Here is a 22,764-nt window from a genome sequence, read left to right as displayed (position 1 = left end):
ATTCGATTGACGATCGCCGGTGTGCCAGATACGAGACGCGCCGGCAGTGCCGGGCAGCCTTCAACCGCCGGCACGCGCCGCCACGAGCACCGCAACAGGCAATCCGGCCAGGCAGCGACCGAGCGACAGCGCCCCGTCACGCGCATCGATCGTGTCCCGACCATTCAGCCAGTCGATCCACGGCCCCGCGATTCCGCGTGGCAGCACGACCGCCGTATCGCCCCACTGCTCGGGCGCCACGCGCGGCAGCCCGGGCGCTTCCCCCAGCAACCGGCTCGCGAGCCGCGTCGCGACGATCACCACGGTGGCGGCCGCGTCGCACCGCGCGAACGCCACCGCGTGACGACCAAGCGGGCCGCGCACGTGTAACGGCACGTACGCGCCGTCCGCAAACGTCGCCGGCCACCGCGCGCGCAGCGCGAGCATCCGCTCGATCAGCGCGCGTTTCACGCGCGCATCGGGCCAGGCCGGCAGGTACGACGCGACCGGATCGTCGACCCGTTCGGCCGCCAGTGCGTCGAACGGCACGTCGCGCCGGTTGTCCGGATCGACGAGCGAGTGATCCCAGCACTCGGTTCCTTGATAGAGGTCAGGCACGCCGGGCGACGCGATCCGCAGCGTCGTCTGCGTCAGGCTGTTGACGATGCCGGCCGGTGCGATCCGCGCGACGAACGCATGCAGCCGGTGCGCGAAATCGCCGGCGCCGCGCGGCGTCAGGATCGCGCGGACGAATGTTTCGCAGGCATGCTCGTAGTCCGGTTCGGGCGCCAGCCAGTCGCTGTGCCGCTTCGCTTCGCGCACGGCTTTCGTCTGCCACTGCGCGACGCGCGTGGCGAGTCCGGCGAGCCCGGCCGCATCGTCGGGCGCGAGTGCCGGCGGCCAGCAGCCGACGAGCGTCTGGTACAGCATCGCCTCCGCGGCTGGCCCCGGCGCCCACGCGAGATCGCGATGCGCGCGGCCCCGGTGCGGCAGGTTCAGCGCGCTCCAGTCGAGCGATACCGTGCGCCATGCGTCCGGGATCTCGCTGAGCACCGCGAGGCGTGCACGCGCGTCCTCGCCGCGCTTGTGGTCGTGCGTGGCCGTCGCGACGAGCCCGTGCGGCACGGTGTGCGCGCGGCGCCGGTTGCGTGCGTGGAATGCGCCGCGCGACAGGCTGAAGTCGCCGGCATCGGCGCCGACCTCGTTGCGCGACAGCAGCCGGCCGTAACGATAGTGGGCCGTATCCTCGACGCCTTTCGCGGCGAGCGGCGCGGTGAGCTGCGCGAACGCGACGCGCGCCGCGACCAGCGCGTCGGCGTTCGCGCGCGGCACGCGTGCGGCCGGCAAGCCCAGCCACGCGGCGACGCGCTCGAGCGCGAACCGGTCGGCCGGATCGATGGCCGCGCACGCGCTTTCGTACGCGTGCGCGAGCACGCGGCGGTCGGCATCGTCCGGCTCCTCGCGCGGTGCCGGATACATGCGGTACACGGGCAGCCGCACCGCCAGTTCGCCCAGCACGCGCCGAATCGCGATCAGGCTGAGGTCCCGCGTGGCGGGCGACGCGCGCGCGATCCCGTGCAGCAGCCGCGCGGCGCGCGCATGCTCGACGGCGAGCTGGCGCATCAGCACGCGCCGCTTGCCGTCGAGCGCTTCCTGCGCGAACGTGCGCGACGAGCCCGACACGGCCGCCCAGTGTGCGGCGAGCGGTTCGGCGCCGGCCGGGTCGTGCAGCAGCGCGCCGACGTCGTTCATGAAGTCGTAGCCGGTCGTGCCGGCGACGGCCCAGTCGGCGCGCAGCGATTCGCCCGGCGCGAGGATCTTCTCGACGACGACATACGGCGGCGCGCTGCGCTGCGCGGCCAGTCGCGCATGCAGCCGCCGGCAGTAGGCGCGCGGATCGGCGAGGCCGTCGACGTGATCGACGCGGATGCCGTCGACGAGCCCGGCCGCGTGCAGGCGCAACGGCAGCGCGTGAACGGCGTCGAACACCGCGTCGTCGTCGACGCGGACGGCCGCGAGCGTCGCGATGTCGAAGAAGCGCCGCCAGTTCAGCTCGTCGGCGGCCGTGCGCCACCACGCGAGCCGGTAATGCTGGCGTTCGAGCAGCCGGTGCAGGCTGGTGCGCGAGCGCGCGACGCGCGGGTCGGCGCCGCGTAGCACCGCGTCGAGCGCGTGCGGGCCGTGCGCGACCGCGTGATCGCGCAGCGCGGCATGCGCGGCGGCCAGCCGTGCGCTGTCGCGCGCCGGCGCGGCGTCGAAGCGTTCGGCGAGCGCGTTCAGGTCCGCGCGGTTCGCGAGGCGCAGGATGTCGGCATGGGTGGCGGCCGCCACGGGCAGCCGCCGTCCGGGGCACGCGATGAAGAAGCGGCCGCTGGCCGGGTCGGCGCCCAGCGTGATGTCGCCGGCCGCGAGCGCGTCGCCATAGGGCATGCCGAGACACGGCAGCAGCACCTTGCCGTCGAGTGCCGGATCGGGCGGATGCCAGTCGATGTCGAAATGGCGCGCGTACGGGCTGGCGGGGCCCCATTCGAGCACGTCGTTCCACCAGCCGTTCGACGAGCCGCCGACGCCCATATGGTTCGGCACGATGTCGACGATCACGCCGAGGCCGCGCGCGCGCAACGCGTCGACGAGCCGATTGAAACCTGCTTCGCCGCCGAGTTCGGGATTGAGCGTGCCGTAATCCACGGTGTCGTAGCCGTGCCGCGAGCCCGGTTCGGCGGCCGAAACCGGCGACAGGTACAGGTGACTCACGCCGAGCCGCGCGAAGTAGTCGGCGTGCGAGGCCGCGTCGTCGAACGTGAAACCCGCATGAAGCTGCAGTCGCAGCGTCGCGCGCGGCGTCATGCGCCGCGCTCCCTGGAACGGCGCGCCTGCACGACGGCGGCGATGCGTTCGCGCACGTCGGCGTCGAACAGCGTGTCGATCGTGCGCGGCAGCCGTTGCCGCCAGTTCGGATGCCCGCACGGCGGCCCCGGCAGGTTCGGCTGCGCGTCCAGCGCGAGCAGGTCCTCGAGCGGCACGATCGCGAGCGGCGACGGGCTGCGCGCGACGTACGCGAGGATCGCGCCGACCGGCGGGGTATCGGCCGGCGGGGCGGCGGCGCCGGCCGGCGCGCAGCCGGCCTGCTGCAGCGCATGCCATAACGCCGCGCGTTCGGCGGCACGTTCCGCGTGCGCGGCGGGAAGGCCGGCGGGCGCGTCGGGTGGCGCCGCGTTGCCGGCTTCCGGGCGCGGTGTGGTGTCGTGCTCGCGCGCCTGCACGATTTCGTCCGAATCGTGCGCACTGGCGTCATCCGGCGCGGGAGCGGCCACGTCGTGCCTATCCGCGTCGTCGTGCTGCGCGGCGGCCTGGGCCGCGGCTTGCCGCCAGGCCAGGTCGACGCCGCGCCACCAGCCGGCCACGGTCGGCAAATCGTGAGTCGACGTCGTCGCGATCGCGTCGCGGTCCCACTCGGACGGCTGCCGGAACGCGCCGCCCGCATCACGCTCGAACCACAGCACGCGCATGCCCGCGACCCCCTGCGCGCCGAGCCGTTCACGAAACCCGGCGGGCACCGTGCCGAGATCCTCGCCGATCGCGAGCGCGCGATGGCGGGCCGCCTCTAGCGCGACGAGCCGCATCAGATCGTCGACCGGATAACGCAGGTACGCGCCGTCGCGCGGCGAGCCGCCGTCCGGCACGATCCACATCCGCGCGAAGCCGAGCACGTGATCGATGCGGATGCCGCCCGCGTGCGCGAACGCCGCGCGCAGCAGCTCGATGAACGGCACGAAACCTTCCGCGCGCAGCGCGTCCGGCGTCCAGGTCGTCACGCCCCACGCCTGGCCGGCCGCGTTGAACAGGTCGGGCGGCGCGCCGAGCGATACGCCGCGCAGCAGCGTCGCGCCGTGCGCCCATGCGTCGCTGCCCGCGCGATCGGAGCCGACCGCGAGATCGGCGATCAGCCCGGTGGCCATGCCGGCGCGGCGTGCCGCATGCTGCGCGTCGCCGAGCGCGCGCGCGGCGCACCATTGCAGGAACGTATGGAACGCGACCGTATCGGCATGCGTGTGCGCGAATGCGTCGACTTCCGCCGATGCCGGGTCGCGCCACGGCGCCGGCCACTGCCGCCAGTCGGCCCCGAGCCCGTGTTCGATGCAGAACGCCTGCAGCGCATCGAAGCGCGCATGCGCGTCGAGCGCCGCGCCGCCCGTCGCGCGAAACCGCTGGAACGCGTCGCACGACGAGGCGTCGTCGGCGCGCCACGCGTCGAAGCACGCGCGCAGGCGGCGCAGCTTCAGCGGCAGCACGTGCGGCCAGTCGATCAGCGGCGCATCGGCTGCCGCACCGGATACGTGACGCACGGCCTCGGCGCCCGGCACTGCGTCGCAGTCGAGATACGCGACGTTGTGCCAGCGCCGCGACGACGGCGAATACGGGCTGTCGTGCGCGGGCAGCGCCGGATAGCCGGCGTGCGTCGGGCTGATCGCCACTGCCCGTGCGCCATGCCGCGCCGCGCGCGCGGCCAGCCGCGCGAGCGCGGTGTAGTCGCCCGCGCCGCCGTCGCCCGCGCGGCGCAGGCTGTAGAGCTGCGCCGCGATGCCCCAGCGGCTGCCCGCATCCGTCGCACGCGTGTCGAACGGGTGCGTATGGGGCGGCGCGATCGTCAGCCCGACGCGCCGGTCGCCGATGTCGAGCGCGTGGTAACCGGGCATCGCGAGCGGCGGCAATGCGCCGTGCGCATCCAGGCGCCCGTCGATGTGTCCGCCCGCTTCGAGCGTGATCCGGAAGCGCGCGCCCGGTTGCGCGAGCGAGGCGGGCAGGGGCAGCGGCAGGCCCGCGTCGCCGGTCACGACGCGCGGCACCGCCGTGTGTTCGCCTGCGAGCGCCGCCGCGCTGTCGACGCGCTGAGCCGCCGTGCCGCACGGCCAGCCAAGCGCATCGACGAGCGCGGCGAGCGCGCCGTCGTCCACCCGCCGCGCGATGCCGCCGGCATCGGTCCAGTCGGCTTCGAGGCCGGCCGCCTGCGCGAGTGTCGAGATCGAAACGTCGGTCGTCATGATCGGCTCTGCCCGTTCGCGCGATGGTGCCGCGCATCGTGGTTGACCGCACCGTCCCGCCATGCGATGCACGCGCGCGGCGGCAGCTTCAGGTCGGGCAGCCGGTCGCGGGCGCGCGGCGGCGTCTCGAACACGATCTTGCCGACCGGCAGCGCGGGCAGTGCCGCGTCGAGCGAGCCGAGATTCAGCGCGATCGTCAGCGTGCTGCCGTCGCCGAGGCGCCAGCGCGCGACGAGCGCCGCAGGGTCGCCGTCGCCCGCGAGCAGGTCGACGCCGAGTGCCCGCGCGCCCGGCAGATGCGGCGTCACGAGCACCGCGCGCACCGTCAGCGCGCTGCGGTAGAAGCGCTGCCATGCGGCCGCATCGGGCCAGTTGTCGTCCGGCGGATGGTGCGACGACGAACGGACGAACGTCGCGATGTCGTTCGGGTCGGGAATCAGGTCGCGATGCGCGGGGTCGGCGAACGCCGGAAATGCCGAGAATTCGCGGCGCCGGCCTTCGCGCACGGCGTCGGCGAGCGCGCCGCGATAGTCGGTGAAGAACTGGAACGGCTGCGTGCTGCCGTCTTCCTCGCCCATGAACAGCAGCGGGATCGGCGGCGCGAGCAGCATCAGTGCGGTGGCCGCGCGCACCGCGTCGTCGTTCGCGAGCGCGCGCAGCCGTTCGCCGAACGCGCGGTTGCCGATCTGGTCGTGGTTCTGCAGGAACGTGACGAACGCGGTGGGCGGCAGGTGCGCGCTCGGCTCGCCGCGCGCGGCGCCGTCGTGCAGCGGCGACGGTTCGCCCTGGTATGCGAAACCTTCGCCGAGCGTGCGCGCGAGATGGCGCAGCGGCGCGTCGGCGTACGCGTGGTAGTAGCCGTCGCGCTCGCCGGTCAGCAGCACGTGCGCGCTGTTGTGGAAATCGTCGTTCCACTGCGCATCGAAACCGCCGGGGCCGAGCAGGCTCGCCGTGTTGCGTTCGTTCTCGAGCACGAGATGAAGGTGGCGTGTGTCGCCCGCATGCGCCCGCACGCGGCGCGCGAGTTCGCGCAGCCACGCGTCGTCGCCGATCGCGTGCGCGGCGTCGATGCGCAGCCCGTCGAAACGGAATTCGTCGAGCCAGTACAGCGCATTCTCGATGAAGAACGCGCTCGTCTGCGGGTGCGAAAAATCGATCGCGGGCCCCCACGCGGTCCGCCGGTCGTCGCGGAAGAAGGCGGGCGCGTAGCGCGGCAGCAGGTTGCCTTCGGGGCCGAAGTGGTTGTACACGACGTCGAGGAACACCTGCAGCCCGAGCCCGTGCGCGGTGTCGACGAGCGCCTTCAGCTCCTCGGGCCGCCCGTACGACGCGTCGGGCGCGAACGGCAGCACGCCGTCGTAGCCCCAGTTGCGCGAACCGGGGAACGCGTTGACGGGCATCAGCTCGACGGCGGTCACGCCGAGCGCGGCAATGGCCGGCAGCCGCCGCTCGACGCTCGCGTAGCCGCCGCATGCGCCGACGTGCAACTCGTACAGCACCGTCTCGTGCCACGGCCGGCCGCGCCATGCGCCGTCGCGCCAGCGATACGACGCCGGATCGACGACCTGGCTCGGGCCGTCCACGCCGCCGGGCTGGAAGCGCGACGCCGGATCGGGCACGGTGAAACCGTCGTCGAGGCGGTAGCGATACAGCGCGCCGGGGCCGCACGGTGCGACCGTCTCGAACCAGCCGTCGCCGACGGGTGTCATCGGGATCGTGTGTTCGCTATCGTCGTGCAGTTCGACGGCGGCCGTGCGGCTGGCGGGCGCCCAAAACCGGAAGCGCGTGCGTTCGGCATCGACGCAGGTCGCGCCGAACGACAATTCGAACGCGTGCGTGCCGGTTGGACGATCGGAACGGGATGTCATGGCGGTCCTCAGGAGGGCGGGTCGGGCGGCACGGCGGCCACCGCGATCGCGGCTGCATGCGCGGCGACGTCGAGCCCGTCGGCCGGCCAGTTGCGCGGGCCGGCGTCCGGCGTGGCCGTGTCGACCAGCACGCGGTATTCGAGCATCGGCGCGGGCGGCGCGAACACGATCGTCTCGGACGACGCGTTCAGCATCACCAGCAGCGCCTCGGTGCGCCCGGTGCGGCCCGTGCCGACACGCCGCATCGTCAGCGCGCGGCGTTCGCGGTCCTGCCACGCGGGCACGGTCATCGCGACGCCGCGCTCGTCGAACCAGTCGATCTCGGCCATGCCCGGTGCGGCGTCGCGGTCGCCCGATGGATAACCCGGCGCGGACATCACCGGATACATGCGCCGCAGCGCGGCGAGCCGCGACACGAAGCGCATCAGCGTCACGGCTTCGTCACTGTGGGCGAGGTCCCAGTCGAGCCACGACAGTTCGTTGTCCTGGCAATACGCGTTGTTGTTGCCGTGCTGCGTGCGGCCGAACTCGTCGCCGGCCACCAGCATCGGCGTGCCGAGCGCAGTGAACAGCGTCGCGAGCATCGAGCGCGCGACGCGCGCGCGCACCGCGCGGATCGCGGCATCGTCGGTGGGCCCTTCGGCGCCCCAGTTCGCGCTGCAGTTGTCGTCGCGGCCGTCGCGGTTGTCCTCGCCGTTCGCTTCGTTGTGTTTCGCCGAATACGAAACGAGATCGGCGAGCGTGAAGCCGTCGTGCGCGGTGACGAAATTGACCGATGCCCACGTATGGCGCCGCTGGTGGTTGAACAGGTCGGCCGACCCGGCGAGCCGCGCGGCAAGCTCCGGCCGCTGGCCCGCGTCGCCGCGCCAGAAGCGCCGCACGGTGTCGCGAAAGCGGTCGTTCCACTCGGCGAAACCGGGCGGGTGGCGGCCGAGCTGGTAGCCGCCGGGGCCGAGGTCCCACGGCTCGGTGATCAGCTTGCGCTGCGCGAGCACCGGGTCCTGCCGCAGCGCGTCGAAGAAGCCCGCGCCGGGATCGAAGCCGTGCGCCTCGCGCCCGAGTGTCACGCCGAGGTCGAAGCGGAAACCGTCGACGTTGAACGCGGTGGCCCAGTAGCGCAGCGAATCCATCACCATCTGCACCACGCGCGGATGCGACAGGTTCAGCGTGTTGCCGCAGCCCGTCTCGTCGACATGAAAGCGCTGGTCGCCCGGCACGAGCCGGTAGTAGCTCGCGTTGTCGAGGCCGCGCCACGACAGCGTCGGGCCGAGCTCGTTGCCCTCGCACGTATGGTTGTAGACGACGTCGAGCACGACCTCGATGCCGGCCGCATGCAGTTGCCGGATCGCAATGCGCATCTCGTCGAGCCGCCGCGTCGCGAGATACGCGGGCTCCGGCGCGAAGAACGCGGCCGTGTCGTAGCCCCAGTAGTTGCGCAGCCCTCGGTTCACGAGCGCGCGCTGCTGCAGGAACGCGTGGACGGGCAGCAGCTCGACCGTCGTCACGCCGATCGACAGCAGGTGATCGATGAACGCGGGATGCGCGAACGCCGAGAACGTGCCGCGTTCGGGCGGGCGCAACCCGGCGCGGCGCATCGACGTGCCGCGCACGTGGGTCTCGTAGATCACCGTGTTGCGCCACGACACGCGCGGGCGCCGGTCGGTGCTCCAGTCGAACGCCTCGTCGACCACCACGCACTTCGGCATCGCGGGCGCCGAATCGCGGCGGTCCATCGACAGGTCCGCGCGATTCGAATGGACGCGATAGCCGAACAGCGCGTCCGACCAGCGGAACTGGCCGACCAGCTTGCGCGCGTACGGGTCGAGCAGCAGCTTGGTGGAATTGAAGCGATGGCCGTGCTGCGGCTGGTACGGGCCGTCCGCGCGAAACCCGTACACGGTGCCCGGATGCGCGTTGGGCAGGTAGCCGTGCCACACCTCGTCGGTGCATTCGGGCAGGTCGAGGCGCGCGAGTTCCTTGCGGCCGGTCGGATCGAACACGCACAGCTGGATGCGCTGCGCGTGCGCGGAAAACACCGCGAAATTGGTCCCGAGGCCGTCCCAGGTCGCGCCGAGCGGATAGCTGCGGCCGGATTCGAGACGGGCGGGCAGGGCGGTCGGCATGGGGCGGATCTCCGTGTCGAGGGCGCGGGTGATCAGGCGGGGGTCAGCCACAGTGTCGCGAGCGGCGGAAGGCGCAGCAGCGCCGACCACGCCTCGCCGTGCGCGGGCACGGCCTCGGCCCACACGGCGCCGTCGTTGCCGGCGTCGGTGCCGCCGTACGGGGCGGCGTCGGTGTTCAGCAGCTCGCGCCACTGCCCGGGGGCGGGCAGGCCGAGGCGGTAGGCCGCGCGCGGCACCGGCGTGAAGTTGCAGACGGCGACCACGAGGTGCCCGGCGTCGTCGCGGCGCGCGAACGCGAACACGCTGTTGTCGCGGTCGTCGCCGATCAGCCAGGAGAAGCCGGCCGCGTGGCAGTCGAGCGCATGCAGTGCCGGTTCCGCCGCATAGGTGCGGTTCAGGTCGCGCACGAGCCGTTGCACGCCGCGATGCGCGGGCGCGTCGAGCAGGTCCCAGTGCGGCGTCGCGTCGTGCGCGAACTCGGCCCATTGCGCGAATTCGCTGCCCATGAACAGCAGCTTCTTGCCGGGGTGCGCCCACATGAAGCCGAAGTACGCGCGCAGCGTCGCGAGCCGCTGCCATGCGTCGCCCGGCATCTTCGCGACGAGCGAACCCTTGCCGTGCACGACCTCGTCGTGCGACAGCGGCAGCACGAAGCGCTCGGAGAACGCGTACACGAGCCCGAACGTCATCCGGTCGTGGTGATGGCGGCGGTGCACCGGGTCTTCGCGCAGGTACGCGAGCGTGTCGTGCATCCACCCCATGTTCCACTTGAAGTCGAAGCCGAGCCCGCCGTCGCCGGTCGGCGCGGTGACGCCCGGCCACGCGGTCGATTCCTCCGCGATGGTGACGACGCCGGCCGGCGCGGCCGCACCGTGCAGCGTGTCGTTCAGCATGCGCAGGAACGCGACCGATTCGAGGTTCTCGCGGCCGCCGTGCACGTTCGGCACCCATTCGCCTTCCTTGCGCGAATAGTCGCGGTACAGCATCGACGCGACCGCGTCGACGCGGATGCCGTCGACGTGATACCGGCGCGCCCACGCGAGCGCCGACGCGGCGAGGAACGCGCCGACTTCCGTACGCCCGACGTTGAACACGCACGTGTGCCAGTCGGGATGCAAGCCTTCGCGCGGGTCGGCGTGCTCGTACAGCGCCGTGCCGTCGAACTGCGCAAGGCCATGCGGATCGTCGGGGAAATGCGCGGGCACCCAGTCGACGAGCACGCCGATGCCGGCCGCATGCGCGCGGTCGACGAAGCGTGCGAAACCGTCGACCGGCCCGAAGCGCGCGGACGGCGCGAACTGCGCGAGCGGCTGGTAGCCCCACGATCCGCCGAACGGGTACTCGGCGATCGGCATGAACTCGACGTGCGTGAAGCCCATCCCCTTCACGTACGGAATCAGCCGCTCGGCGAGTTCGTCCCACGTCGCGCTGCGGTTCATCTCGTCGGGCACGCGTTGCCACGATTCCGCGTGCACCTCGTAGATCGACCACGGCACGCGGTAGCGGTCGGCACGCGGCCGCGCGTGCATCCAGCCGTCGTCGTGCCACGCGAACGCGTCGAGCGCGGCAACGTCGGCGACGACCGACGCCGTGCGCGGCGGCGCCTCGGTCGCGCGCGCACAGGGGTCGGCCTTGTGCGGCAGCACGCGCCCGTCGGCCGCGCGCAGCTCGTACTTGTAGCACTCGCCCGCGCCGATGCCCGGCACGAACAGCTCCCACACGCCCGACGGCTGCCGCAGCCGCATCGGATGGCGGCGGCCGTCCCATGCGTTGAAATCGCCGACCACCGACACGCGCTGCGCGTTCGGCGCCCAGACCGCGAAGCGCACACCGTCGGTGTCGTCGATGCGCAGGGGCGTCGCGCCGAGGCAGTCGAGCACCGCGGCCGGGTCGCCGGCCGACAGGCGCGCGAGCGTTGCGTCGTCGAGCAGCGTGCCGAACGCGTACGCATCGTCGATCACCTGCCGCGCGTCCGGCCAGTCGACCGCGAGCAGGTAGTGCGGGGCGCCGCCGTTGCGTGCGATCGTGCCCGCGAAGCAGCCGGCGCGATCGACGCAGGCGAGCGTGCCGAGTTCGTCGCCGTCGGGCGACAGCACGTGCACGCCGGTCGCGCCGGGCAGCAGCGCGCGCACGACGGTGCGGCCGGTCTGCCCGTGCGGGCCGAGGCACGCGAACGGATCGGGATGACGTCCGGCGAGCAGCGCGTCGATGTCGGATCGTTCGAACAGCGTATCGGTCATCGCGTGCCTCCGTCGTCGGATGCGCCGCCGTCGTCGAGCAGCCGTTCGACCAGCGCCGCGAGCCCGCCGACCGGCACGCTCAGCCAGTCGGGGCGGTTCGCCGCTTCGTAGCACAGCTCGTACGACGCCTTGTCGATCAGGAACAGCGCGAGCAGGCGGTCGGCGTAGCGCGGATCGACGAAGCGCGCGGGCGCGAGGTCGGCGGCCGCGCGATAGCAGTCGACGAAACGGTCGGCGGCGGCCTGCCCGAAGCGGTCGAACAGCGCACGCTTGCGGCCGGCCGCCTGCGGCGGCGCTTTCTCGATCGCGAACTGCGCGGTCGCGCTCACATACGACAGCGAGCGCAGCAGGCCCGCCACGTCGCGCAGCGGATGCGACTTCGCACGGCGGCGCTCGAGCGGGCGCGCCGGCTCGCCTTCGAAGTCGATCAGCAGCGCGTCGCCCTGCACGTCGAGCACCTGCCCCAGATGGAAGTCGCCGTGAATCCGCATGCATTGCGCGTCGAGCGTGCGCGGCACGAGTTCGCCGAGTGCCCGCGCGGCCGCGTCGCGCGACGCGAGCAGCGTGTCGGCCGCCGCGCGCATCGCGGGATCGAGCGCGTCGAGCCGCGTGTGCAGCACGTCGAGTGCGCGCTCGAACGACGCGATCGCGTCCGCGCACCAGCCGTCGACATGGCCGGGCGCCGCCCGCTCCGGCGCGAACGCGGGGTCGTCGGACGGCTGCGCGAGCGCGACGTGCAGCTGGCCGAGCCGCGTGCCGATGATGCCCGCGAACGCCGCGTAGCCGAGCAGCGCCTCGGGTTCCTCGTCGGCGTCGTCGGTTTCGTCGTTGTCCGCGGCCGGCAGCGCGAGCTCGTCCACCGCGCGGCGCAGGAAGTCGAACGAGCGCGTCCACGCGTCGCCCTGGTTGTCCGCATAACGCTGCAGGATCGCGACCGTATGCGGCGTGCCGTCCGGGTCGACGTGCACGACTTCGCCCGCGAGCGTCGCGGTGTTCGGGTAGCCGATCCGCGTCAGGTAGCGGCTCATTTCCGCTTCCGGATGCACGCCGTGCGCGACCTTGCGCACCAGCTTCAGCACGATCGCGTCGCCGATCACGAGCGAGCTGTTGCTCTGCTCGGCCGCGAGCCAGCGCACTTCGGCGTCGTCGCCGGGGTCGAGCGCGGCGAGCGCGTCTTCCGGCAGGAACGCGAGGCGGCCGCCGTCGGAGGTCGGCACCACGGCGCCGTCGCGCAGCTTGCGCAGCATCCCGCGTGCGAACGCCGGCAGCGCGAACGCGTCGGTCAGGTAGCCGATCGTGTGGCCGCGCCGCACGCGCGCGAGCGCGAGCTGCGTGAACAGCGGCTGCGAGGTCTCGCCGCCCCATGCGGCCGCGAGCGGCACGACGTAGCGTTCGACGTCGCGCTGCGCGCCCGATTCGACCCAGGCCTCCGCATACTCGAACGGCTCGCCCGGCACCGGCGTGACGACGTTCAGCCGGGCTTCGCCGATCGTGCGGTCCTTCGACGCGAACCAGCGCCGCCGCGCGAGCCACGACGGCAGCGCATCGTGCGCGAGCGTGTGCAGCTGCTCGAGGTTCGGCCGCGCCTCGCCGCGCCGCATCACGAGCGTCACGTATTCGGGCAGCGCTTCCGCGTGCGGCTGCCGCCACGACGGCTCGCGGCCATGTTCGGCGAGCACGAACCACAGGAAGCCGTACGGCGGGAAGGTGAGGAGATACGGGAGCTGGCCGATCGGCGGAAACGGGGAATCCGACGTCATCTCGATCGGTACGCGGCCCGCGAATCCGGACAGGTCGAGTTCGACGGCCTGCGACGCGCGCGACAGGTTCGCGACGCACAGCACCGGATCGTGGCCGTCCAGCTCGCGCAGGTACGCGAGCACCTTGCGGTTCTCCGGGCGCAGGAAGCGGATCGTGCCGCGCCCGAACGCCTGCGACGCGCGGCGGGTCGACAGGATGCGGCGCGTCCAGTTCAGCAGCGAATGCGGGTCGCGCGTCTGCGCCTCGACGTTGATCGCGTCATAGCCGTACAGCGAGCCCATCACCGGCGGCAGCACCAGCAGTTCGGGGTCGGCGCGCGAGAAGCCGCCGTTGCGGTCCGACGACCACTGCATCGGCGTGCGCACGCCGTCGCGGTCGCCGAGATGGATGTTGTCGCCCATCCCGAGTTCGTCGCCGTAATAGATCACCGGCGTGCCGGGCATCGACAGCAGCAGCGAGTTGATCAGCTCGATGCGGCGCCGGTCGCGTTCCATCAGCGGCGCGAGCCGGCGCCGGATGCCGAGGTTCAGCCGCGCGCGCCGGTCGCTTGCATAGGTCTGCCACAGCAGGTCGCGCTCGGAGTCGGTGACCATCTCGAGCGTCAGTTCGTCGTGGTTGCGCAGGAACACGGCCCACTGGTTGCTCGGCGCGAGTGCCGGCGTCTGCCGCATGATGTCGACGATCGGGAAACGGTCCTCGCTCGCGATCGACATGTAGATGCGCGGCATCAGCGGGAAGTGGAACGCCATGTGGCATTCGTTCTCGTCGCCGAAATATTCCTGCACGTCCTCCGGCCACTGGTTCGCCTCGGCGAGCAGCATCCGGTTCGGGTACTCGGCGTCGATCGTCGCGCGGATCTGCTTCAGGATTGCGTGCGTCTCGGGCAGGTTCTCGTTGTTCGTGCCTTCGCGCTCGACCAGATACGGCACCGCGTCGAGCCGCAGCCCGTCGATGCCGAGGTCGAGCCAGAAGCGCATCACCTGCAGCACCTCGCGCACGACGGCCGGGTTGTCGAAATTCAGGTCGGGCTGGTGCGAATAGAAGCGGTGCCAGTAGTACTGGCCGGCGAGCGGGTCGTGGGTCCAGTTCGACGTTTCCGTATCGAGGAAGATGATCCGCGTGCCCGCGTATTTCGTGTCGGTGTCGGACCACACGTAGTAGTCGCGGTGATTCGAGCCCGGTTTCGCGCGGCGCGCGCGCTGAAACCACGGATGCTGGTCCGACGTGTGGTTGATCACCAGCTCGGTGATCACGCGGATGCCGCGCGCATGGGCTTCGCGGATGAAGCGCCGCACGTCGGCGAGCGTGCCGTAGTCGGGATGCACGTCGCGGTAGTCGGAGATGTCGTAGCCGTCGTCGCGGCGCGGCGACGGGTAGAACGGCAGCAGCCAGATCGTGTCGACGCCGAGTTCGGCGATGTAGTCGAGCTTCGCGATCAGGCCGGGGAAATCGCCGATGCCGTCGTTGTTCGAGTCGTAGAACGACTTCACGTGCACCTGGTAGATGATCGCGTCCTTGTACCACAGCGGATCGTCCGCACAGAGGGCCGGCGCGCGGCGGCGCGCGCGGCGCCGGCGCGGCGTGCCGGCCGGCTCGAGCGACGGGAACTGTGCGCGACGCACGTCGTCGAGGGAATCTTCGCGTTTCATCATCCATGGGCTCCCGAAATGGGCCGGGCGTCGCCCGGTTCGCGCGCCGCCGCCCGCGCGGCGCCTGGAGACGGCGTGAGCCGCCAGATCGCATACGGCCGCGCGTGCGGATCGAGCGAGACGTACTGGCGATGCCCGCGCCAGGTTTCCGCGTGTGTGGCGTCCTGTTCGAGCGCGTCGAGCGGTTCGCCGTCGACGAGCCCGAAACCGCGCCACAGCGATGCGTCGAGCGTGAAGTTCGCGACCTGCGGATGCCACGGGTCGGTGCTGATCGCGACGGCGACCACGCTGTCGAACGCCGGCGTCGCCTTCACGAACACGAGCACCGCGTCGTTGTCCGCGTCGGCGAACGTGATGCCGAGATGCGTCTGCAGGGCCGGGTGAGCGCGTCGCGCGCGGTTCAGCCGCGCGATCTCGGCGCCGATGTGCGCGGCGCGGCGCCAGTCGCGCGCGCGCAGCTCGTACTTCTCCGCGTCCGCGTATTCCTCGCTGTCCGGCAGCGGCGCCGATTCGCCGAGCTCGAAGCCCGAGTACATGCCCCACGACCCGGCCAGCGTCGCCGCGAGCGCCGCGCGGATCACGAACTGCGTGCGCGGCGCGTTCTGCAGGTGGCGCGGGTTGATGTCGGGCGTGTTGACGAAGAAGTTCGGGCGGAAGAACTCGCGCGCGGGGCCGGCCGTCAGCTCGGTCAGGTAGTCGATGAATTCGCGCTTCGATTCGCGCCACGTGAAGTACGTGTACGACTGCGAGAAGCCGACTTTCGCGAGGCGATACATCATCCCCGGCCGCGTGAACGCCTCGGACAGGAACACGACGTCCGGATGCCGGCCGCGCACGTCGGCGATCATCCACGCCCAGAACGGCAGCGGCTTCGTGTGCGGGTTGTCGACGCGGAAGATCCGCACGCCCGCGTCGACCCAGAACAGTATCGCGTCGCGCAGCGCGAGCCACAGGTCGGGCAACGCATCGGGCGCGTAGAAATCGGGGTTCACGATGTCCTGGTAGCGCTTCGGCGGATTCTCCGCGAAGCGCAGCGAGCCGTCGGGCCGCCACGCGAACCAGCCCGGATGCGCGGCGAGCCACGGATGGTCGGGCGAGCACTGGATCGCGAAATCGAGCGCGATCTCGAGCCCGTGACCGCGCGCGGCGTCGACCAGCGCGCGGAACGATTCGAGCGTGCCGAGCTGCGGATGCACGGCCGTGTGGCCGCCGTCCGGCGAGCCGATCGCATACGGGCTGCCGACGTCGTCGGGGCCGGCCGTCAGGCTGTTGTTGCGCCCCTTGCGCGCGGTCGTGCCGATCGGGTGGATCGGCGGGAAATACAGCACGTCGAAACCCATGTCGCGGATGCGCGGCAGGTGCGCGATCACGTCGTCGAACGTGCCGTGCCGGTCCGGGTCGTCGCTCGCCGAGCGCGGAAACATCTCGTACCAGCTCGAGAAGCGCGCCGCGCGGCGCTCGACGTCGACCGGGAAGGGCGTCGTGTGCGTGACGAACGGACGGTAGCGTAGCGCCGCGAACGCATCGGCGAGCGGCGCCGCGCCGAGTTGCGCGAGCCGCGCGTCGGCCGGCGCGTCCTTGAACCCGGCGGCCAGCTGTTCCATCCGCGTGAGCGCGCGTGCATCGAGCGGATCGGCGAGCCTGAGCGCGGTCGCGAGCAGCAGCTGCGCTTCGCGCAGTTCGAGCGTCACGTCCTGGCCGGCCGCGTTTTTCTTCGCGACATCGTCGACGAGCGACGCCCAGTCGTCGCGCCACGCGATCACGCGAAACTCGTGGCGGCCGAGCCGGTCGAGCGTGACGCGTGCGTGCCAGCCGTCGTTCGGTTCGGCTTCGAACGGGATTTCGCGCCAGTCGTCGTCGCAGGCGGCGCGCCACTGCAGCGCGGCCGCGAGATGCGCGTGCCCATCGGTGAAAATCGATGCACGGACGACGAGCGTCTCGCCGATCACGCGCTTGACCGCGAAGCGGCCGCCGTCGACCGACGGCTCGACGCGCTCGATCGCGATCCGGTCGGCCGCGAGCGCGGCGGACAGCGCGCCGCGCTCGCTCGCGGCGTCGGCGCGTGTCGTGGCGGGCGGTGCGGGCCACGCATGCAGCAGCGCGTAGGCGCCGGGTTCGAGCGTGAACGGTTCCAGCGCGGCCGGCGGGGTGGCTCGCGTACCGTCGTGCGTGACGACGCGCGTGAATCCGCCCGGCACGCCGGGCAGGATCGTCGCGGGGTCGACCGTTGCCGCCGAGTCGAGATCGGGATTCAGGGCGATCAGCAGCGCGGCTTCGTCGTGTTCGAGCGACGGCCCGATGCCGCGCAGCAGCGTGGTCGCCGCCGCGCCGGGCGCGCTCAGCTGCACGATTTCGCCGCGCGCGGCCGCGACGGGCGTGGCGCGGCGCCACGCGTTCGCATCGGCGATCGCGCCCGACAGGTCGAAGCGCGCGCGCTCGAATGCGGCGCGGTAGCGCGCCGCATCGGCGTCGCGCGCCATCAGCGGCACCGTGACGCCGCGTTCGAAGCCCATCGGCACGAGCCAGCCGGTGCCGACGGCCGCGGCCGTCCACAGTGCGCGGCGATAGGCGCGGGCGACGGTATCGTCCGGCGCGTCGGGCCAGTCGTCGGCGAGGCGCGCGCCGTCGAACGCGTCGGGAAACGCGATCGGCGAGCCGATGCGCCGCAGCAGCCGGTGTTCGTCGACGAACCACGGCGCGCGCAGGTCCCACCAGCGTACCGATGAAAACACCGCGTCGAACCCGGTGCCTTCGAGCTGCGCGAGCGCGTCCCGCGCATGGCCGGGCACGCCCGCGAGCACCGCGACGTCCGGGCGCGCCCGGCGCAGCGCCGCGCGCCAGCCGGGCCACCAGTCGGCGGGCAGATGATGCGGCGCGTCGACCAGGAAGCCGGCGGCACCCGCATCGGCGAATGCGCAGAGGTGCGCGCACCACCAGGCTGCCAGCGCGTCGCGCACCGCGTCGCTCCCGAGGTTCGCGTGGGCGAGGTCCAGCGCGTGCGCAGTGCCGCGCGGATCGATCAGCGCGTCGTCGTGCGTGCGCTCGACGTACCAGTCCGGATGTTCGGCGCGCAGCGGGTTGTCGCGCGCGATGCGGTCGGGCACGACTTCGAGCAGCAGGCGCAGCCCGTGGCCGTGCGCGAGCTGGGCGAGCCGCGAGAAGGTTTCGAGCGCGCTTGCACGCGTCGCGAACGATTGGGCCGGACGCCGGAAATCGGCCACGTGACGCGGAAAGCCGGCGACGCTCGCGGCCCAGAAGCCGCCGACCAGCACGTGATCGAAGCCCATGCCCGCGATGTGCGCGAATGTCTGCGGCCAAGCGTCGAGCGGCCCGACGAGGCGGGCGTCGCAGAAATAGATATGCGGGGCGAAGGTCGGCGTGGAGTCCATGGCGTGGCGCGGAGCGGGTGGCGGCAGTCGATAGCGCCGATGTGCCGCAACGCGCGTGCCCGCCGTGCGGTGTCCCGCCGGGCAAGGCGCGCGCGGGAAGCCGGCCGGTGCCGGGACTGTCGTTTTTACATGAACGCCGGGTACATGCATGCACTTACATGCGCGGTATCGAGCGGATATCCGTGCTGTCGCCCGTGCCGCGATCGTCGTCCGCGTCGGGCAGCGGCACGCCGGGGTCGTAGCGCACGACGGCGCCGTGTTCGATCCGGTGCGCGAACGGCGGCGGCGGGTCGATCTCGTCGCCGAAGCGCGCGCGGACGAACGCGCGCAGCAGCGCCACGCGCGCATCGCGGGCGTGCGCGCCGCAGGTCGACGGGCCGTCGGCGAAGGTGGCGTCGCATTCGACGTCGTCGCCGTGGCGGGTGATCCGCAGATCGTCGACGCGGTCGAGTACCGTGCCGGCGTCGGTCCACGATGTCGACGGCGTGAACGGGGCATCGAGGTGCCGGAACGCGTCACAGGCGGCCGTCACGACGACGGTCGGCGTGACGGCGGTGAAGCGCAGCGTGTCTTCGTCGTCCACGCACAGTGCGCGGGCGCACCAGTAGTCGAGTGCCTGTCCGTCGAGGGCGTCGGTTCGCATGGGTGGGCTCCGTCCGGTCGAAACCGGCTCACCGCGCAAGCGACGTGCCCGCCGCGGGCGTCGCCCGCATTCGCGCGACCAGCGGATGGATAGTGGTATGCCGCGCGCACGCTGCGATGCACGGCCACGTCGATCAGCAGCTCGCCCGGATGGGCCCGGATCGGGGCCAGCGAGAACACCGGGCACACGGTCGGGAACGTGCGCGGCGCCGTCGGCCGTCGCGTCGGCGCTCGGCCCGTGTCGCGTGATCCCGCACGATCATCGCGCGTCGACGTCCCGATCGCCGTCGATATGCTGCAGCAGCGCGTCGCAGCGTGCGCGCAGCGCCTGCAGTTCGGGCGAATCCGCATCGAGCCGCACGCGTTCGCCGCTGGCCGGATCGCCGTGCGCGACCGCGATGGCGTAGATGCCTTGCGCGATCGTCGTCGAGGCGTCCGCGATCTTGATCCGCTCGAGCCATCCGCATTCGGCGCGATGGCTCGCGAGCCATGCGCGCTGCGCGCCCACGAGCTGGCGGGTCGGGAGCCACGCGCCGGACCGCATGCGCGCCGCGAGCTGGCACGACACGAGATGGGAGAGCAGGTCGGTGCGGGTCACGCGAAGCTCCTTGACGCGGTATCGGGTTGACAGGTCCGTACGCAGGCGATGCTTTGCAGCGTTTCGCAGATGGCGGCAAATTCCGGTCCGCTGGTGCGCGAGAACGAAACGGAAATGTCGTCGGTGTCGGGATCGTCGTCCGACTGCTGGACGATGAACCGCTTCACGCGCACCCGGCCGGGGCCGAGCGCCTCATGCAGCGTGCCGAGCGTAAGGCCGCCGCGTTCGGCCACGAGCAGCAGCGTGCGTTGCTGGCGCTGCGCGATGAAGCGGCGCTCGAGCGGCTTCACGCCCGCGAGAATCGCGAGCACGATCGCCGTCGCGCCGATCGACGCCATGTACATGCCGCCGCCCGTGGCAAGCCCGACACCGGCCACGGCCCACAGGCTCGCGGCGGTCGTCAGCCCGCGCACGACCTCGCCGCGCAGCAGGATCGAGCCCGCGCCGAGAAAGCCGATGCCCGACACCACCTGCGCGGCGACCCGCGACGGGTCGAGCACGACGCCGTTTTGCCCGCGCACGTCTTCGAAGCCGAACGTCGACACCAGCATCACGAGCGCGGAGCCCACGCAGACGAGCATGTGCGTGCGCAGCCCGGCGGCCCAGTTCAGGCGTTCGCGTTCGAGCCCTATCACGCTGCCGAGCAGCGCGGCCAGCAGCAGGCGTCCGAGAAGTTCGAGGTGGCCGATCATGATGGGAAATCCTTGCGGCCCGCGCGAGGCGGCCCGGAACGGTCAAGACTGTCGATACGGTCGATACGTAACGGGACGCAAGCCGCGTGCCGGCCGGGCACGGCGCGTGCGCACAAGGTTCGCCGCGCGCGCGGTGGTCACGCGGCGCGCATTTTTTGCATCGGAATCGCAGATAAGGACAGGAGGCCACCATGCAACATCAACAGGACGCACAGGTTCGCGACCCGTATCGCGGCCACGAAATCCTCGTCTGGGCCCGGCGCGACGAACGCGGCGCGTGGCGCGACGAGGTGCAGGTGTATGTCGGCGGCGCGCGCATCGAGCTGATCGTGCCGGAGCCGGCCGGCCCCGAGTGGCTGACCGAGGTCGAGGCGCTGCGCGCGGGCGTCGAGCGGGGTCGGTACCTGATCGACAGGCGCGTGGACGACGATTGAGCTGCTCGTCGGCTGTATGGCGTTATGGCACGGCGCGGCCGGCCGTTCGCGGCCGGTGAAACCGACGGCGATCCCGCGCAGGGGTGCCGTCGGCGAGGCGGGCGGTTCAGGGGCGCGCCGCGATCTCGTCGAGATGCCACAGCAGATCGGCCGGATCGTCGTACACGCGCAGCGCGCCCGCGCGTTCCAGCTCGTCGCTGCCGTAACCGCCCGACAGCAGCCCGACGCCGAGCGAGCGGCAGCGGCTCGCGGCGAGCATGTCCCAGATGCTGTCGCCGACCACGACCGTGTGTTCGATCGGCACGTTCAGTTGCGCGGCGGCCGTCAGGAACAGGTCGGGGTCGGGCTTCGCGTACTTGACCTGGTCGCGCGTGACCACGACCTGCTTCGCCGGATCGACGCCGAGCGCCTCGAGATTGATGGCGGCCGTTTCCATTCGTCCGCTGGTCGCGATCGCCCAGCGGATGCCCGCCGCCGACAGCGCGGCCAGCAATTCGCGCGCGCCGGGCAGCGGCCGGACCTGCGCGCGCAGCCGCTGGTACGCGGCCGCATGCAGGCGGGCAAGGCGCTCGACGCGTTCGGCGTCGAGGTTGCCCGACGTCTCCCGCAGCAGCTGATTCAGGAACAGGCCGCCGCTCATGCCGATCTTGCGGTGGATGCGCCACACCGACAGTTCGATGCCTTCGGCATCGAGCGCCTCCTTCCACGCGAGCACGTGCTGATAGACGCTGTCGACGAGCGTGCCGTCGAGATCGAACAGAAATGACGTTTCAATGCGCATGTGAATCTCCTGGCTCGCCGGGGGCGAGCGGACAAGGGTCGAGCGAACGGGTCGTGAAAGCGTGCCGCACATTATCGGCGCAAGGCCATGTCATGACCATGTCCCGCGGCCACCCCGCGCCGCGCCGTGTCAGGCGCCGCTGGTACAATCGCGGCGATCGCCGGGCCGGGTTCTCCGCGCCGCGCGCCCCCAACCCTCGTCTCGTCGAATCCACGTATGGCAACACCGGACGCAGTCAGTTCCAGGCACTCGTGGTGGGGCGTACTGGCCCTGGCCCTCACCGCCTTCATTTTCAATACCACCGAATTCGTGCCCGTCGCGCTGCTCAGCGCGATCGGCGACAGCCTGCACATGCAGGCGACCGACGTCGGCCTGATGCTGACGATCTATGCGTGGGCGGTGGCCGTCGTGTCCCTGCCGCTGACGCTGGCCACGCGCCATGTCGAGCGTCGCAAGCTGCTGTCGGTGGCGTTGCTGGTGTTCATCGGCAGCCATGTCGTGACCGGCGTCGCGTGGAATTTCGCGGTGCTGATGGTCGGCCGGCTGGGCATCGCGTGCGCGCACGCGGTGTTCTGGTCGATTTCCGTGCCGCTGGCCGTGCGCCTTGCACCGAGCGACCGGAAAAGCCGTGCGCTCAGCCTGCTGGCGATGGGCACGGCGATCGCGATGGTGGCCGGCATTCCGCTCGGGCGCGTGGTGGGCGAGACCTTCGGCTGGCGGGTCACGTTCCTGATCATCGCCGGCGCGGCGGGCGTCGCGTTGCTGCTGCTGCGCGCCACGTTGCCGGTATCGCCGAGCCAGGGCGCGGGGTCGCTCGGCAGCGTCGGCGTGTTCCTGCGCAGGCCCGCGCTGGTGGCGCTGTACGCGATCACCGTGCTCGTCGTGTCCGCGCACTTCACGTCGTACACGTACATCGAGCCCTTCGTCCAGAGCGTCAACCACGCGAGCAGCAGCCGGATCACGTATGTGCTGATCCTGTTCGGCATCGCCGGCATACCGGCGGCGATCTGCTTCAACCGCATCTATCCGCACCGTCCCGACGACTTCCTGCTCGGGTCGATCGTCGCGCTCGCGGGATGCCTGCTGATCCTGTTCCCGTGCGCGCTGAACATCGTCACGCTGTCCGTGCATACGCTGGTGTGGGGCGGGGCGATCGTCTGTTTCGGCCTGGCCATGCAGGCGTGGGTGCTGAAGCTGGCGCCGGAAGGAACCGACCTCGCGGTGTCGATCTTCTCGGGGCTGTACAACGTCGGCATCGGCGCGGGCGCGCTGATCGGCAACCATATCGCCGGCGACTTCGGGCTGCCGTGGGTCGGCACCTTCGGCGGCGTGGTCGGCGCGGTCGCGGTCGGGATCGCGTGGCTCGCGTTGCGGCTTCACGCGAAACGGGCGGAAGCGGAGCCGACAGCGGCGACCGGCGGGTAGTGACGGCGGCCCGGCCCGGGGCATTTGCTTCCCGCACGAACAGGGATGGGCGAACCGACGGCACGCAGGCAAGGCAGCAAGTCACGTGCGCGCGGCGCGGTTGCCCTGCCACGGGTGGCCGCGCCCTTCTTCGACGCGAGA

The 22,764-nt window shown here is 71.7% G+C and carries 13 protein-coding genes and 1 pseudogene; 2 read left to right on the top strand and 12 right to left on the bottom strand.

Translation table 11 applies throughout. The annotated features are described in order from the left end of the window. Positions 1-60 precede the first annotated feature (60 nt). The 11 genes and pseudogenes from treY to PQB87_RS37470 form a co-directional block, all read right to left on the bottom strand. Positions 61-2,826, bottom strand: coding sequence for a malto-oligosyltrehalose synthase (gene treY, locus PQB87_RS37520; RefSeq protein WP_489244461.1), 2,766 nt, complete (start codon positions 2,824-2,826; stop codon positions 61-63). Beyond that, a complete protein-coding gene (gene malQ, locus PQB87_RS37515) occupies positions 2,823-5,021 on the bottom strand; it encodes a 4-alpha-glucanotransferase (RefSeq protein ID WP_489244459.1) in 2,199 nt (732 codons plus the stop codon). Before malQ ends, treY begins: the two co-directional genes overlap by 4 nt. Then, complete coding sequence (gene treZ / locus PQB87_RS37510; protein WP_489244457.1) at positions 5,018-6,889, bottom strand: malto-oligosyltrehalose trehalohydrolase; 1,872 nt, start codon at positions 6,887-6,889, stop codon at positions 5,018-5,020. The genes malQ and treZ overlap by 4 nt, the downstream gene beginning before the upstream one ends. 8 nt (positions 6,890-6,897) lie before the next feature. Next, the gene (gene glgX, locus PQB87_RS37505) at positions 6,898-9,012 is read right to left on the bottom strand and encodes a glycogen debranching protein GlgX (RefSeq protein WP_489244455.1); all 2,115 of its coding nucleotides are present in this window, start codon (positions 9,010-9,012) and stop codon (positions 6,898-6,900) included. A gap of 32 nt (positions 9,013-9,044) precedes the next feature. Next, a complete protein-coding gene (glgB, locus tag PQB87_RS37500) occupies positions 9,045-11,252 on the bottom strand; it encodes a 1,4-alpha-glucan branching protein GlgB (protein WP_489244453.1) in 2,208 nt (735 codons plus the stop codon). After that, entirely contained in the window at positions 11,249-14,662 is a 3,414-nt protein-coding gene (gene treS, locus PQB87_RS37495; RefSeq protein WP_489245143.1) for a maltose alpha-D-glucosyltransferase, read from the bottom strand. Before treS ends, glgB begins: the two co-directional genes overlap by 4 nt. After that, positions 14,662-18,051, bottom strand: coding sequence for a maltotransferase domain-containing protein (locus tag PQB87_RS37490; protein ID WP_489244451.1), 3,390 nt, complete (start codon positions 18,049-18,051; stop codon positions 14,662-14,664). The genes treS and PQB87_RS37490 overlap by 1 nt, the downstream gene beginning before the upstream one ends. 154 nt (positions 18,052-18,205) lie before the next feature. After that, positions 18,206-18,694 carry a phage protein NinX family protein gene (locus tag PQB87_RS37485; protein ID WP_489244449.1) on the bottom strand — a complete coding sequence of 163 codons (489 nt, stop codon included), beginning with the start codon at positions 18,692-18,694 and terminating at the stop codon, positions 18,206-18,208. 28 nt (positions 18,695-18,722) lie between these two features. Further along, positions 18,723-18,915: pseudogene (locus PQB87_RS37480) on the bottom strand (endonuclease/exonuclease/phosphatase family protein); the annotation flags it as partial. Between the two features lie 37 nt (positions 18,916-18,952). Further along, on the bottom strand, positions 18,953-19,291 hold the full coding sequence (locus tag PQB87_RS37475; RefSeq protein WP_059687746.1) for a hypothetical protein: 339 nt from the start codon (positions 19,289-19,291) through the stop codon (positions 18,953-18,955). Further along, positions 19,288-19,983, bottom strand: coding sequence for an MgtC/SapB family protein (locus tag PQB87_RS37470; protein ID WP_059687747.1), 696 nt, complete (start codon positions 19,981-19,983; stop codon positions 19,288-19,290). Before PQB87_RS37470 ends, PQB87_RS37475 begins: the two co-directional genes overlap by 4 nt. A gap of 191 nt (positions 19,984-20,174) precedes the next feature. Here PQB87_RS37470 and PQB87_RS37465 point away from each other — a divergent pair, with 191 nt between their 5' ends. Beyond that, positions 20,175-20,417, top strand: coding sequence for a DUF6566 family protein (locus tag PQB87_RS37465; RefSeq protein WP_060084533.1), 243 nt, complete (start codon positions 20,175-20,177; stop codon positions 20,415-20,417). Between the two features lie 106 nt (positions 20,418-20,523). Here the strand turns inward: PQB87_RS37465 and PQB87_RS37460 are convergent, their stop codons facing one another. Then, positions 20,524-21,198 carry an HAD family hydrolase gene (locus PQB87_RS37460; RefSeq protein ID WP_059687748.1) on the bottom strand — a complete coding sequence of 225 codons (675 nt, stop codon included), beginning with the start codon at positions 21,196-21,198 and terminating at the stop codon, positions 20,524-20,526. Positions 21,199-21,414: 216 nt separating this feature from the next. Here PQB87_RS37460 and PQB87_RS37455 point away from each other — a divergent pair, with 216 nt between their 5' ends. Then, the gene (locus PQB87_RS37455) at positions 21,415-22,623 is read left to right on the top strand and encodes a sugar transporter (RefSeq protein WP_174414234.1); all 1,209 of its coding nucleotides are present in this window, start codon (positions 21,415-21,417) and stop codon (positions 22,621-22,623) included. The last annotated feature ends 141 nt before the right edge of the window (positions 22,624-22,764 follow it).

The organism is Burkholderia sp. KL41, from assembly GCF_057005415.2.
This window is presented reverse-complemented; position numbering and strand designations above follow the sequence as displayed.